Genomic DNA, 15,046 nt, shown 5'->3' with positions numbered 1-15,046 from the left:
ATCCCTCACCACTGTGCGTCGCTGTGTAATGCCGCCTCCAGCAGAGCCAGCTCGGCGGCGATCGGATCCTCCGGCGGGGATGCGGCGGGCCGGGCCGACGAGGCCGGTGGCGACTCGGCCGAAGCCGGACCGGCCGGACTCGCGGCGGCGATGACCGGCGCGGGCGAACCCGATGCGGCCGGACCCGAGACAGGCGGAGCCGACCCGGCCGCGGCGGGTTCACTCGAAGCCGCTGCGCCCGAATACGACTCGGTCGGTACGGATCCATCCGGCGATGTCGCGGCCGGGTGCGGCGGTCCGTCCTGCGTCGTCGGCTGCTGCGGCCGGACACGAGGCGCCGCAGTGGCCACGGTCGCGTCCGGCGTGTCGGCTTTCTCGGCAGCAAGTGTGGCCGAGAGGTATTCGGCCGCCTTCTCGATCGTCGGATAGTCGAATCCGAACGTCGCGGGCAGCGCGAGCCCGAAACCGTCCTGCAGGCGCGAGCGCAGTTCGACGACGGCGAGGGAGTCCATGCCGAGCTGGGTGAACCCCTCCTCCGGGTCGATCAGATGCCCGTCGTCGAGTCCCAGCACTGCCTTCACCTCGGTGGCCGTCAGATCACGAACGAGGGCCGGCCGATCGGTCCGGGCTGCGGCCAGCACCCGTTCCCGCAGCGATGCGGCCGGTCCGGCAGCGGCGGGAGTGGCGGCGACACTTCCGTACCACGGGTCACCACCCGCGGCCGCGGCCAGTTTCGGCCAGTCCAGATCGGCGGCGACGACGGTCGGGCCGGCTGCGACCAGATTGCCGGCGAGCAGTCGCAGCCCCTGTTCCGGCGAGAGCGGGCGATAGCCGCGCAGCCGGGACCGCTCGCGCTCCTCGGCGTCGAGACGGGCCGCCATCCCGATCTCCCCCCACGGACCCCACGCGATGCTGGTGGCGGGGATGCCCTGGGCCCGCAGCACGGACGCGTTCCCGTCCAGATAGGCGTTGGCCGCGGCGTAGTTGGCTTGCCCGCCCGCACCGACGGTCGCCGTCAGCGACGAGAAGCACACCACGAAATCGGTTTCCGCGCCGATGATGTCGCGCAGCGAACGAATTCCGCCGACCTTGGGCGCGAGGACCTTCTCGAATCGCCCGGCGTCCAGCCCGGCGATCGTCGCATCGTCCAGCACCCCGGCCGCGTGCACGATCCCGCCGAGCGGATGCGGCGCCGCGGCGATCACGCCGGCGAGCGATTCGGTGCCGATATCGGCGGTGTGCACGGTGACCGGGCAACCGCCGTCGCGGATCTCGGCCAGCAGCTGCGCGGTCTCCGGATCGGGGGCGGTGCGGCCGACGAGTACGAGGTGGCCCGCGCCCTGTTCGGCCAGCAGTCGCGCCACGCGCGGGCCGATGCCCCGGAGACCACCCGTGACGAGATAACTGCGATCGGAGCGTATCCGCACGTCCGTCCCCGGATGCGCACGGCGAAGCCGCGCGACGTAGCGATTCGCCCCGCGATGCGCGATCCGCATCTCCGGCGACCACCGGTGGATCTCCGCCGCCAGCCGCACCAGCGACGAATCCGTGTCGTCGTCCAGATCGACTGTGCTGCAGCGCAATTCCGGATACTCGCGACGAACGACGGTGGCGATGCCCCACAGCATGGTCGCGGCCGGCTCGGTGACGTCGGTGTCGCCGGTCACCGGCTGAGCGCCGCGAGTCGGCCACCACACGCGGACGCGTTCCGACGCCAGCGCCGGTAGCGGTCGCACAGCCGCGGCACACCGCTGGGCGGCCTCGCCGACGAACTGCGCGCTCTCGCCGTCCGTCGAGGACAGGCCACGGAGGTCGACGAAGCCGCGCCGGTCCGCCGCGGCGAGTTCGGCGGGCCACGAACCCGTTTCGGCATCGGTGACCGCGTGCCGGGTGATCCCCGATGCGGGCGGAACCTCCGCGCCGATCAGCACGGTCACCGCCGGAATCGCGCGCTCGCGCAGCACCCGTGCGAACCGGCTCAACCGATCGGGCTCGTCGTCGACCACCAGTAGCGATACCGGCTCGGCGCCCGCCCCGGTTGCCTCGGTGCGCTGCCAGTGTTGTTCGTGGGTGGTATCGGCCGTCTTGTGGGCGAGCGCCCGCTCCACCTGTGCGCGGCTGATGCGCCGCGATTCGAAGCCGTCCACCGCGACCACCAATTCGCCGGTGACGTCGTACATCCGGATATGCGCGGTGAACGCCTCGTCCCCCGCGCCGTGCCCGCCCGCCAAGCGGGCGTGGATCCACAGCGGGCCCGCGGTGCGGCGACCGGAGAAGTAGTAGCGGTCGATACTGAACGGAACGTAGATGTTCTCCTGCGCCCGCAGCAGAGCGTTGTCGTATTTCCAGCAGCTGTTGAGCACCTGGAACGCGGCTTCGACCAGCCCTGCGTGCAACGGTTCCGGTCCGATCTCCACACCCTCGGGGCGGGTGGTCAGGCACAGTGCCTCGTTGTCGCCACGCCAGATGGTCTCGATCCAATGGAAGGAGTTCCCGGTGTCGAGCCCCGGCACCCAGACGTCGCGATAGAACTCGAGTCCGGACAGCTCCTGTGGACAGCGGGCGAGAACATCGCCGCGAGCGGCATCACCGAAAGTCGAATCCGATTCGGCGACAGCGCTGTCCAGCGCGGTGCGGAACAGCGCCGGCCACGCCGCGCCCGCACCGGATTCCTCCTCCGCCACGAGGGTCACGTCCCAGCCCGAACCGTTCGGGCGCAGCACCAACTGTGCGCGGCGGCTCCCGCCGTCGGACACGGCGAACGGATTGAGGAACAACGTGTCCCGCAGCGCATACGGCCCGTCGATGTGGTGGGCCGCGGCGGCCAGCACCATCGCGATATGCGAGGCGCCGGGCACCACCGCGGTGCCGAACAGCCGGTGATCGGTCACATACGACGGGGAGTCGCAGGCGAAACTCCGCTCGTAACGGATCTCCTCCGAGAGCGGCAGATCCACCGGACGGCCGGGCAACCCGGTGTCCTCGGCGGCGCCGACGGTACGGCGAAGCGCACGTTCCGGTTCGACCCAGAAGCGGCTGCGCTGGAAGGCGTAGGTGGGCAGCGGGATTCGGCGTCCTACGGCGAACGGGCCCCACGGCGTCGGGCAGATATCCATACCGACCGCGTAGAGTTTCGCCGCAGCGATCAGAAAGGTGCGCTGGAAATCGTGCGGCCCATCGGCCGCGAGTACGGTGTGCACCCCGTGCCGATCGGCGGCCAGCCGCAGGCGGGCCCGTTCATCGCTGCGCCGGCCCAGGACCAGCATCCGATCGCAACCTGCGGCCGTCACGCACGACTCGACGTCCGATGCTTGCGAGACGAGCCGCAGCTCGCGGCGATCACCACCGGTCGTCAGCGGTGTCGCAGCGGCGGCGTACCGCAGCGCGGTCGCCAGATCCACGACACCGGATATCGCGGCCGCCACGTATTCGCCTGTGCCGTAACCGATCACCGCATCCCACTGCAGACCGCACGCCCGCCACACCTGCATCAGGACATACAGCCGGGCCAGATCTGCTTGAACTCCGGTGGGTTCGGTGCCGCCGAGCGCGTCGGTCACCTCCGCCCGCGCCGTGCGCACCACCGAATCCTCGGCGTACAGGTCGAGGAATGCGTCGACACCGGCTTCGGGAGCGTCGCCCAGGACCAGGCACAGCCGCCGGTCCGCATCCTGTTCCGCCTCGGTGAACAACGCCGCCGCGGGTTCACCACGCAGGTACGCCGCCAGCGCCGCCCGCAACTCCGGCAGCGAGGAGATCACCGCGGCCAGCCGGCGCTCGTGCTGTTCGCGACCGAAACCTGTTGTGTAGCAGATATCTTCGATCGACGTATCGTCGTTCAGCCGATCGAGGTAGCGGTGCGCGAGGTCACGCAGGGCCGCATCGGAACGCGCCGACAACCGGAACAGTCCGGTCCAGCCCTCGGGTACGGCGGTGGCGGCGCGCGGGGGCGCGGCCTCGAGCACCGCGTGCGCGTTGGTGCCGCCGATGCCGAACGCCGACACGGTGGCGACCCGCGGCCGATCCGACGGCCACGGCCGCGACCGCGGCGACACCTGGAACGGCGTCTCGGACCACGGGATCCGGCTACTGGGCCGCTCCAGATTCGCCAGTCCCGGCAGGACCGCGTGGTCCAATGCCAGGACGGCCTTGACGAATCCCGCGACGCCGGCGGCGGTATCGAGATGGCCGATATTGGCCTTCACCGACCCGACGTCGCACCGATCCTCGCGCGGGCCACCGAAGGCTTCGGTGAGCGCGGCGATCTCCATCGGATCACCCATCGGGGTGGCCGTACCGTGCGCCTCGACGTATCCGATCTCCGCGGGCGCGACCCCGGCCACACGATGCGCCCGGCGGATGACCTCGACCTGGCCGTCGACACTCGGCGCGGTGAAGCCGACCTTCGCCGCGCCGTCGTTGTTGATCGCGGTGCCGCGCACCACCGCGAAGATCCGGTCACCGTCGCGCACCGCGTCGTCGAGCCGTTTGAGGACGACCACACCCGCCCCGTTGCCGAAGATGGTGCCGCCGGCCTGTTCGTCGAACGCGCGGCAGTGCCCGTCCGGCGAGGCGACCATCCCTTCCTGATGCAGATAGCCGACCCGATCCGGCACCCGCACCGCGACCCCACCGGCCACGGCGATCTCACATTCGCCGCGGCCGATGGATTGGCAGGCCAGATGGACCGCGACCAGCGAGGTCGAACAGGCGCTCTGCACGGTGACGGCAGGTCCGTGCAGGTCGAGACGGTAGGCGATCGAGGTGGGCAGGAAGTCCGGTTCGTTGCCCACCTTGATCTGATAGTGCTGGGTGGAGGGCAACCGGGTGAAGTCGTCGGCGAAATAGCGATGGAAGTAGCTGCTGGGCAGTCCGCCCACGAACACCCCGGTGCGCGGCCGCTGCGGCGCACCACCGTAGCCCGCGTGTTCGAGCGCCTCGACCGCGCATTCCAGCAGCAGCCGGTGCTGCGGATCGGTGACCTGCGCCTCGCGGGCGGTGAAACCGAAGTAGTCGGCGTCGAATCCGGCGATATCGTCCAGGACCGCCGCGGTACGCACGTAATTCGGCGCGGCGATGCGCTCGGCCGATTCGCCCGCGGCCCGGAGTTGCTCGTCGTCGAGTTCGGTCATCGTCGTGCGCGCATCCGCGATGACATCCCAGAATTCGTCGAGATCGGCGGCGCCCGGCACGCGCACGGCCATCCCGATCACCGCGAACGGACCACTGTGGTCGCCGGCCTCGTCGGCTACGTCCCGGGCGGCCACCGAGCCGGCGAGGGCCGCGGCCAGCGCGGCCACGGTCGGATAGCGGAACAGGTCGGTGCGCGCGATCGAGATGCCGAGTGCCTCTTCCAGGGCCACGTGCACCCGGGCGACGAGCAGTGAATTGCCGCCGAGATCGAAGAAATTCGCGGTGGCGGGGACCGAGTCGCATTCGAGCACTCGCGCCCACACCGCCGCTATCGCGTCGGAGAGTTCGTTCGCCGACGCCGTGGTCGTGCCGCGTACCGTCACGACGGGTGCGGGTAAACTCCTGCGATCGATCTTCCCGGCGGCGTTGCGCGGAAAGTCCTCGAGCACAACAATTCTCGCCGGAACCATATAAGCCGGCAGCAGAGCGCGGGCATGCTCACGCAACGCATCGGCGTCGACCGCCGCGTCGTCGGCGGGGCTCACATAGCCGACCAGTTCGCTGCGCTCGGGGTCGTCGCCGAAGACGGTGACCACGGCCTCGCGCACCTCGTCGGCGGTACGTAACGCCGCCTCGACCTCACCGGCCTCGATGCGCAGGCCGCGCAATTTGAGCTGATGGTCGGCACGGCCGAGATATTCCAGGCGGCCGTCCGGCAGCCACCGCACCCGATCGCCGGTGGCGTACAGCCGTTCTCCGGTCCGCCGATCGGCCACGAAGCGGCCGATCTCGTCGGCGGGATCGACATAGCCGCGCGCCAGGCAGACTCCGGCCAGATGCAGCTGACCCGGAACTCCCACGGGCACGGGCTGTCCCGCCGCGTCCAGGACGAGGGCGCGCACGTTCTCGATCGGCCGGCCGAGGGTGACCGCCGCACCCGGAAGTACCTGTTCACAGGTGACGTCGACGGCCGCTTCGGTCGGTCCGTAATAGTTGTGGAGCGCGGTATCCGGTAGCAGCCGATGGAATTCGGCGGCCACATCCGCGGGCAGCGCCTCACCGCTGGTGGTCACATAACGCAGCGAGGTGCACGCCTCGACTCCCGGCTCGGCCAGCCACGTGCGCAACATCGAGGGCACGAAATGAGCGACGGTGATCTTCTGCGCACGAATGGTTTCCAGCAGGTAGCGCGAATCCCGGTGTCCCTCCGCATCACACAGCACCGACTGCGCGCCGTGCACGAGCGGATAGAACAGATCCCACACCGACACGTCGAAGGTCAGCGGCGTCTTCTGGAGCACCCGATCCGATTCGTCGATGCGAATCGCATCGTGCAGCAGCCGATTACAGATCGCCGCATGTTCGATCAGCACACCTTTGGGCCGGCCGGTCGAGCCGGAGGTGTAGATGACGTAGGCCAGATCCGTCGGCGCGCCGACCCGCGCGGGCGCGGGCTCGACCTGTTCCAAGTCTTGCCAGACTTCATCCAGATCGATCGCCGTGACCCCCTCGGCCGATAGGCGTCCGGCGATGCCGGCATCGTCGCACAACACCACCGACGCACCGGAATCGGCGAGGATCGTCGCCAGCCGCGCATCCGGATCCGCCGGATCCAGCGGCAGATAGGCCGCACCGGCCTTCATGACGCCCAGCGCCAGCACCGGCACCCGGGGCGAGCGCCGCAGGCACAGGGCGACGATCTGCCGGGGCCGCACACCCACCGCGCTCAGATATCCGGCGGCCCGCGCCGCGCGATCGTCGAGTTCGCCGTAGCTCAGCGTGCCCGCCTCGGAGATCACGGCGGGACTGTGTGGCCGGCGCGCCGCTCGTTCGGCGACCAGTGCGTGCAAGGTGGTCGCCGGGCGGGCCACCGGCGGCCCGGCCGACCACCCGTCGAGGGCGGCCCGGTCGTCCTCCGGCAGCATCGGCAAGGCCGCGAGCTCGGTATCCGGATGTGCGGTGAACGCGTCGATCAGCAACGCCCACTGCGCGAGGAGCCGGCGCACCGTCCGCGGCTCGAACAGCTCCGCGTCGTATTCGCAGCGCAGTTCACCGGCGCCGCGATCGTCGACGAAGACCAGATCGCAGCCGACGACGGCCTCGAGCGCATCCTCCGCCGCGTCCGGATCGTGGTCGCCGGTGAGCTCGCAGTAGGCGATCTGAAACAGCGGATGCCGATCGAAGACCGGTGTGGGGCAGAGTTTCCCGATCAATTCGTCGATGTCGAAGCCGGCGCGCGCGGCCACCAGCCGCGACCGGGCGGCGTCGACCTCGGCGGCCAGCGCTTCCGCCGTACGATCCGGTTCGACGGCGATCCGCAGCGGAATCGGTGAATCATCTTCCGGCGCAATCACACCGAGTGTGACCTCGGCGTGTTCGGAATACCTGTGGATCAGGGCGATCAACGCCGCCACCGCCGGACCCGACGCGCCGGGACGGTACTCCTCCCGGGCACGGAGATATCGCTGCACCGGTGCGCGGCGGAAATCGGTGGCGATGGCGAGGACGCCGGGAAGAAAGTCGGCTTGCACAGTAACTCGATCCCACTTATCCGGCGCGAACCGGCTCTACCAGGTAATTGCCGATGGCCAGCACATCCAGTCCGGCGGTGACGAAGGTGTCCAGGCCCTCGGCCGGCGTGCACACGATCGGCTGGCCCTTCACGTTGAACGAGGTGTTCAGCAGGATCGGCGTACCGGTTTCCTGCCGGAAGGCGTCGATCACCGTCCAGAACCGTTCGTTGCGCTGTCGCGACACCGTCTGCACCCGGGCCGATCCGTCGACATGGGTGACCGCCGGCAACCCCTCGCGGAATTCCGGCCGCACCGAGGTGATGAACAACATCCAGGCGTAGGTGTCGATTTCGGCGTCCTTGATGTCGAAATACGTGGTCGCGTATTCGTCGAGGACCGCGGGGGCGAAGGGCCGGAAGCCCTCCCGCTTCTTCACCTTCGCGTTGATGATGTCGCGCATCCGCGGATGGCGCGGGTCACCGAGAATGCTGCGATTACCCAGGGCGCGCGGACCGTACTCCAGGCGCCCCTGGAACAGCGCCCCGATCTGCCCGGCGGCCAACCGGCGGCCCAGTTCCCCGGCCAGCGTCGCGAAGTCGTCGAATCGCGTTGCGGTGCAATCGGTCCGGGCCGCCAGCGCCGCCACGATCTCCTCGTCGGAGTACTCCGGGCCGTTCAGCGGGGTCTCGATGCCCGCGATCGGGGCCGCCTGGTCACGCTGATGATGCACGTACAGCGCGGCACCCAACGCGGTGCCGTCGTCGCCGGCCGCGGACTGGATGAACATCCGCTTGAACTGGCGGCTGCGCAGGATCACGCCGTTCGCCGTGCAGTTGAGCGCGACCCCGCCGGCCATGCACAGATTCTTCGCACCGGTCTGTTTGCGGAAGTGCCGCAGCGTATGCAGCAGCGTCGCCTCGAGCGCCGCCTGCAGGGCGGCCGCGATATCGCGGTGGTGGTCGGTCAGTTCGTCCTCGGGCCCGCGGGCCGGCCCGAAGATCTCCTCGACGGCTTTCAGTGTGCCGCGGTAGGTTTCCCGGTCCAGATCGGTTTCGTTGCGGTACAGGATGGGAATGGTGAAAGTACCGTCCGGCCGCAGATGAATGAGATCCATCATCGCCGCGAAGTGTTTGCGGTGGTCACCGTAGGGCGCCAGCCCCATGATCTTGTATTCGTCGAGCCCGAACGCGAAGCCCAGATAGTAGGTGAAGACGCCGTAGAGAATTCCCAGGGAATTCAGCTCCGAGACCGTCGCGATCGGTTCGATGCCCGCATCCGTTCCGAGCGCGACGGTCGCGCTGTGCTGCTCCCCCATGCCGTCGGCCACCAGGATCAGCGCCGAATCGAATCCACTCGGATAGAACGTGCTGGCCGCGTGGGCCAGGTGATGCGGCACCTGCACCAGCCGGTCGTCCCAGTCGCCGCCGAAAGTCTCCGCGAGTGCGTCCAGCAGCACCTGCCGGGCGAAGACCTCGCGGAAGCGCGCGCGCCCGAGTTCACTGTGGTCGAATGCGGCGCGCAACGGTTCATAGGAGAAACCGTGCGCCAGGACGTCGAGCGAATCGACCGAGATTCCGGCCCGCTCGCAGCCGAAACGGATGGCGTGTTCGGGAAAGGCGCCGGTCGCCTTCTCGCCGGTGAACCGCTCCTCGGCGACCGCGCTGACCAGCTCGCCCTCGTGCAGCAGCGCCGCCGCGGAATCGAAGCCCTGGGTGATGCGATAGTCACGCCATTCCAGTCCCGGGAAGCGGGCCCGCTTGAACGGCACACTGTTGTGCAGACCGCTGATCCCCATGATCGACTTCGGTTGCGCGGCTGGTGTTCTCACCATGGCGGAGGCTCACAATCTTCGTGCCCGCGGACGTTTGCGGGCGAAATACTGGCTGGTCGCATACAGTTCGACGGCGATGTCGGTATCCGGGACGACGCGCTGCAGGAAGGCGCGATGGGCATCGATGGCCGCCGGGTCGGCGCCGGCGTGTTCCAGGTAGGCGGGCACGCACTGTTCGAAACCCAAGGCGTGCAACATCTTCGCCTCCGGCATCGCCGATACCGGCTGGAAGCGGTCGCGGCGCGCGATGATGAAGCCGGCCTCGGTGAGCAGCTGCGGCGTACGGTCGTAGATGTCGTGCGCGGCGCCGCGCGCCCGGCCGAGGGCGAACCACCACTCCCGCCACAGATCCGCGGCCGGATCGTCGGCGGGGACGAATCGCAGTGCCCCGACGTCGGACATCTCGAGCAGCAGCGCACCGTCGTCGGCGAGCATGCGCTCCATCGCGGTGAGCGCGGCGGCGGCATCGGCCACGTGCATCAGCAGGAAGCGGCTGTACACCCAGTCGATCGCACCGGGTTCGAGCGGTGCGTCCTCGATGCGCGCGTGCACGTAACGCACCTGCGGCAGATCGCCGACCAGCCGGCGAGCGATCTCGAGCTGTTCGGCGGAGGCGTCGACGGCGTAGACGATGCCGTCCGGCCCGACCCGCTCGGCCAGCCAGGCGGTCATCGCGCCGTGCCCGCAGCCGATATCGGCCACCGTCGCACCGGCACAGACTCCCACCGACTCGAGGAAGGCCCGGGAACTCGGGTTGTAATGCTGATCCAGCAGGGCCAGGCGCGCCGCGTCGCGATCGCCGACGGCCATGCTGTAGGTCATCGCTGCAGCCATATCGGATTCGTCTCTCTACGAACGCGCGGCCGGTTCGTGCTCGAGCGTGGAGGCCCATTGCAGGCTGTGCGCCCGCTCCGGATCGGGCAGCAGATAGGCCCCGTCCTGGCGCGGCCGGCGGCCGGGTGTCACCAGACCGACCGGCGGCCCGGCGCCGAAATCCAGCCAGGAGGCGGGGATCCGGGACAGATTGCTGACCAGGAAACCCGACTGCGGCGGATACCCCCACACCCGGTCGAGTCCCGCGATGCCGTGCACCTGCAGGAACGCCTCGAGTTCGGCGATCGCGTCGTCGATGCGCTCGGGTGCGGAGGCGACCGCGTCCCGTACCCAGCCGGCGATCTCCGGAACCGAGGCGTTGCGAACCCGCTCGGTCTCGACATCGACCAGCACCTGCACGAAGGCGTTGCCGAAATACGTGGGACCCAACTCGCGGACGAAGCGACGGATGTCCACCGGGCACGCGAGGGTCACGTGGTCGGTGTCCTTGGTCACCGCGTAGTCGCGAAACAGGCCCGCCGCCACCAGATCCGCGGTCGACAGACCCGACACCTCCGCCTGCGCCTCGCATTCGGTGAGATCGAGCCGGCCGGTGTGGACGTCGAGTTCGGGCAGCTCCAGATCCGGCTCGACGGTGACGAAACCGGCCCGGCGCAACGCATCCGGATCGACGCTGTCGCGTTCGCGGGCCTGCGGCCGCGTCAACACCTCGCGGTCGCAGCGCGGCGACAGGAAGCGCGCACCGCGTGCCCTGGCCGCCCATGCCGCCAGGAAGAAGAACATGCCGTAGCCGTCGGCCAGGCCGTGCGACATCGACAGCCCGACGGCCGTGCGGTCGCCGCGGGTCACCACCCGGCCGCGTGCGAGCACATGGCCCACCCCGATCTCGACCGGGTCGAGGCATTCGCTCAGCGGCACGGTGGATTCGGCGACCGTGGCCCGGATCGCGGGGCGCGGGTCGTCGACGTCGAGCGCCAGGGTGCGCTCGTCGAGTTGCACCAGTGCCGCGTCCGCACCGACGAATTCGCGGGCGGTCTCGACATAGGCCTCGACGATCCGATCGGCGTCGAGCACCTCGCCGAACTCCACCACGAACTGCAGCGGACCGGCCATATTCGCCGTCCACATGTGGTCGACGGTCGACAGCGGTACCGGCGCCATCGTCAACTCCTCTCCAGGGCGTCGAATTCGCCCTGCAGCAACTGGTTCCACATCACCCGCCGCCGCGGCTTACCGCTGGTGGTGCGCGCGATGAGTCCGCGGTCGCCGATGAACAACCGCAGCGACGTCTCCGCTCCGAGCTGCCCGGCCAGGACCTGCCGCAGTCGCACGGCCTCCACCGGCTTGTCCTCGACCAGCACGGCGACGCGTGCGGAGCCGAAGGCGTTGCCGGCCAGCGCGACCACACGATTGGCGGGCACGCCGAACGCCTCCACCACGGCCGCCTCGATGTCCTCGGCATAGACCGTGCGCCCGCGCACCTTCACCGCGTCGCCGACCCGGCCGATCGGATACAGCTGCCCACCCACCAGCAGGCCCGCGTCCCCGGTCGCCAGAGCGCCGTCCTCGGCACGCGACAGGTCGCGAGTGCCCTCCGCCGTCTGGTACTCCCGAGCGACGCTCGGACCACCGACGATCAATTCGCCCGGCGCTCCGGCATATTCGTCGGTCGACGCGGTCCGCACCGTCACCCCGTAAAGCGGTGCGCCGCAGCCGACCAGCCAGCGCCGGCCGTCCTCGAGCGGGGCGGACATCAGGTCGAACGGACCGTCCACGGCGCCGGTGTCGGGTGTCACCGCGGCGGCCTGCACCGGCTCCGAGGGGCGCAGACCGGAGACCGCGAGCGTGCCCTCCGCGAGCCCGTAGGCGGGACACGGTGTGCGCGAATCGAATCCGTACGGCGCCAGCCGCTCGGCGAAGCCGCGCAGGATCGCCGGATCGATCCGTTCGGCGCCCACGATCATCACCCGCCAGGGATCGAAATCCATTCCGGCCAAGGCTTCGTCGGTCATCTTTCGCAGCAGATACGCCAGCGCGAAGTTCGGTGTCGCCGTGATCGTCGCACCGTCGCGGCCGAAACAGGACAGCCACGACAGCGGATCCCGAATGAAATCGATCGGCGTCATGGCCTGAATGTCCAGATTCAGAATGGTCGGCGTGATGATGCAGCCGATCAGCCCCATATCGTGATACGGCGGCAGCCAGGTGGCGATCCGGTCCGTCGGCCGAAACTCCAGCCACCGGTCGATCGCGGCGCAATTGGCCTCCAGATTCGCCACCGATACCCGCACCGCTTTGGGCGAACCGCTACTGCCCGAGGTGAATTGGAGCAACCCGATCCGGTCGGGCTCGCAGCCCGGCAGTTCCGTCACGGCGGGAGTCTCATTCGACGTCCCGACAATTGTGACCCCGCCCAGGGATTCGAGCACCGGATGAACCACCGCGGCGAGTTCCTCGGCCACGATGATCGCCGACGGTGCGGCCGCGGCCAGCAATGCCGACAGTTGCTGCCGATACGCCGACTCGTTCTGCAGCGGCAGCGGCGGCGCCAGCGGATTCGGTGTCGCCCCCGCGGCCAGCACGCCGAAGAAATTCGTCATGAATCGTTCCGGGGCCGATTCCACGATGGAAACCACCGCACCCGGACGCACCCCGGCGGCGAGACAGGCCGCGGCCACCCGTCGTACCTGCTCACTCAGCCTGGGGTAGCCGACGCGCCGCCATTCGCCCTCGTCGGCGATGGTCCAGCCCCGGTCCTCGCCGTCGTAGGCCAGCCAGTCGAGCAGGCCCGTCACGGCTGTTTCGCCCGCAGCGCGTCGCACACCATCTGCTCGATATCGCCGACGGTCACCACATTCGTCGCACCGGAGTCACCACCGGCGTCGATTCCGAAACGCACCTGCAGGCCGAGCGCGAGTTCGATCAGGGCCAGCGAGTCGTAACCCAGCTGTTCGGCCAGCACATCATCGGAGGCCAATTCCGCCGAAGGCTGGGGGGCGTGCCGGCGGACCAGTTCCCGTACCTGGTCGCGCACTTCATTTTCGTCCACGAAATGCTCCCGAATTGTTTGTGTTCACTGCACGAGGTACGTGATCGGATGTGGTTCGCCGTGTATATCGGCATATTCTCCGGCGGCCGCCGCGCAGGATTCCCGCCAATTCTCCGCGAGTTCCGAGATGATGTCGCGCGGTATTCCGATCGACGTCATTCTCCGGCCGAGAGAACTTTCCGCGAATTCCCATTGTTCGTGAAGTATCTCGGCGCGTTTCCGCAAAACCGGAACCAATCGCGGAAACGGATCCCGCGTTTCCGGATCGACCAGAGTACGGGCCGCCGCCGGGAGATGTCCGCGAATCATCTCGACAATATGATCGCGATATCCGCCGCGAACTCCGTTGCGCAATGCCAGCACACCGAAGGAAATATGCCGCGATTCGTCACGGGCGACATTCGTGATACCGGTCCGCAGGATGTCGAAGCCCGGCAGTGTCCGCACGGTGCCCAGCACGGTGTGCAGACCGGTCATCGCCACCGCACCCTCGACCAGCAGGTGGTAGACCACCACCCCCTCGTACCAGGCCGCAGTGTCGGCCGGGTCCGCCCGCACCCGCTCGACCGCGTCCACGAGCGCCTTCTCGAACAGGTCACCCACCCGATCGACGCCGCTGACCTGGGATAACTCCTCGTTGCCGAGGGTGTCGGAGAGGAAGGCCAGGTAGCGCCGGAAGAAGACGGTGTGGCGCGCCTCGTCGGCCAGCTGGGTGGCCAGATACATCTTGTAGTCGACCTCGGGCGCGGCGTAGGCCAGCGGCGCCAAGGTCTCGGTCACGGTCGTCTCGCCGATCAGGAAGCGGGCGAGGGTGGCCAGCAGCGGCAACCGCGCGAAGGCCGGCAGCTGGGTCCACCCCTCGGCATCACGCTCGTATTCCAGGCTCTGCGCCTGCCATTGCTGCATTTCCCAGCGGCGATAGAGATCGAGCGCGGTGACCCGTTCGGCAAGATCGATCTCGATCTCGTCGATGACCGTTGAATTGTTCATCGCGATTTCTCGATCTGTTACGACGGCAGGCCGGTGAAAATCGATAGCAGAGTGCTTTCATACACGTCGATCAACCCTTCCAACCGCCCAGCTACCCCACGCGCAGCGTCCTCACCTGCTGCGGCGTGTCAATACCCGTGACCACGCATCCGTACCGGAAGGATTAAATCCTTCGATCTTGTGGACAGCGATTCTGCACGGTGTCCGAGCTTACTCCCGAAATAGCCCGCGAGCCACTCGTAACGGGCAGATCACAACGGCAAAAGGTTATCTATGAATTTGCCGCCTTCTCGGCACTCCCGGTGAGTGGACACGGGCGTTTCACATTCCGGCTGCCAGCTCACCACACCCCACCCCCCGAGTGGGCTGCGGGAAGTTAGCCACAGACGCCGATCCGCCCGCTCACAGCGGTGAAAATCGTCCCAGCACGCCGAAACGGCCGCCGCTCGCAGCCCCTGGCTACGATGCGGCGGCCGTCGGCGACCGGCTGTCCGCTCCTATTCGCCTGCGGCGCGGCGGATTTCGCCACCCGCGGCCCGGTTCCGGGTGGCCCGGGCAGCGGCGGCGTCGAAGTGCTCCAGATGGTCGAACAGTGGGTCCTCGTCGTCGACGTCGAGCACCACCGCGCGGCGACGCAGGGCCCGAGCGGCGTCGCGGTCCATGCCCGGGCGCCGCTCGGCCCGGACCTGGTCCTGC

General features: G+C 68.7%; 7 protein-coding genes and 1 pseudogene. All 8 read right to left on the bottom strand.

What is annotated here, in order from left to right; translation table 11 throughout:
* Positions 1 to 5 precede the first annotated feature (5 nt).
* Positions 6 to 7,664, bottom strand: a complete 7,659-nt coding sequence (locus tag ON23_RS36345; protein WP_051043643.1) for an amino acid adenylation domain-containing protein — start codon at positions 7,662 to 7,664, stop codon at positions 6 to 8.
* Positions 7,665 to 7,680: 16 nt separating this feature from the next.
* Complete coding sequence (locus ON23_RS32085) at positions 7,681 to 9,474, bottom strand: carbamoyltransferase family protein (protein ID WP_218001137.1); 1,794 nt, start codon at positions 9,472 to 9,474, stop codon at positions 7,681 to 7,683.
* A gap of 12 nt (positions 9,475 to 9,486) precedes the next feature.
* Positions 9,487 to 10,311 (bottom strand): class I SAM-dependent methyltransferase, encoded by an 825-nt coding sequence (locus tag ON23_RS32080; protein WP_083904376.1) that lies wholly within the window; start codon positions 10,309 to 10,311, stop codon positions 9,487 to 9,489.
* A gap of 15 nt (positions 10,312 to 10,326) precedes the next feature.
* Positions 10,327 to 11,472: an acyltransferase gene (locus ON23_RS32075; protein WP_039783001.1), complete on the bottom strand. Its 1,146-nt coding sequence runs from the start codon at positions 11,470 to 11,472 to the stop codon at positions 10,327 to 10,329.
* A 2-nt stretch (positions 11,473 to 11,474) separates the two neighbouring features.
* Positions 11,475 to 13,133: an AMP-binding protein gene (locus tag ON23_RS32070; RefSeq protein WP_051043642.1), complete on the bottom strand. Its 1,659-nt coding sequence runs from the start codon at positions 13,131 to 13,133 to the stop codon at positions 11,475 to 11,477.
* Complete coding sequence (locus tag ON23_RS32065) at positions 13,103 to 13,360, bottom strand: acyl carrier protein (RefSeq protein WP_030515113.1); 258 nt, start codon at positions 13,358 to 13,360, stop codon at positions 13,103 to 13,105. Before ON23_RS32065 ends, ON23_RS32070 begins: the two co-directional genes overlap by 31 nt.
* Positions 13,361 to 13,384: 24 nt before the next feature.
* On the bottom strand, positions 13,385 to 14,350 hold the full coding sequence (locus ON23_RS32060) for a ferritin family protein (RefSeq protein ID WP_039782997.1): 966 nt from the start codon (positions 14,348 to 14,350) through the stop codon (positions 13,385 to 13,387).
* Between the two features lie 497 nt (positions 14,351 to 14,847).
* Positions 14,848 to 15,046 (bottom strand): annotated as a pseudogene (locus ON23_RS32055) (gephyrin-like molybdotransferase receptor GlpR); the annotation flags it as partial.

Source organism: Nocardia cerradoensis NBRC 101014, from assembly GCF_000308535.1.
In the GTDB taxonomy this organism is placed as follows: Bacteria; Actinomycetota; Actinomycetes; order Mycobacteriales; family Mycobacteriaceae; genus Nocardia; species Nocardia cerradoensis.
Note: the sequence above shows the minus strand (reverse complement) of the source record. Positions and strands in the feature narration are given on the sequence as shown.

Excerpts from the sequence above, each read along its gene's own strand:
- ON23_RS32080 (WP_083904376.1), bottom strand. The coding sequence starts at position 10,311 with ATGGCTGCAGCGATGACCTACAGCATGGCCGTCGGCGATCGCGACGCG.
- ON23_RS32060 (WP_039782997.1), bottom strand. The coding sequence starts at position 14,350 with ATGAACAATTCAACGGTCATCGACGAGATCGAGATCGATCTTGCCGAA.
- ON23_RS32075 (WP_039783001.1), bottom strand. The coding sequence starts at position 11,472 with ATGGCGCCGGTACCGCTGTCGACCGTCGACCACATGTGGACGGCGAAT.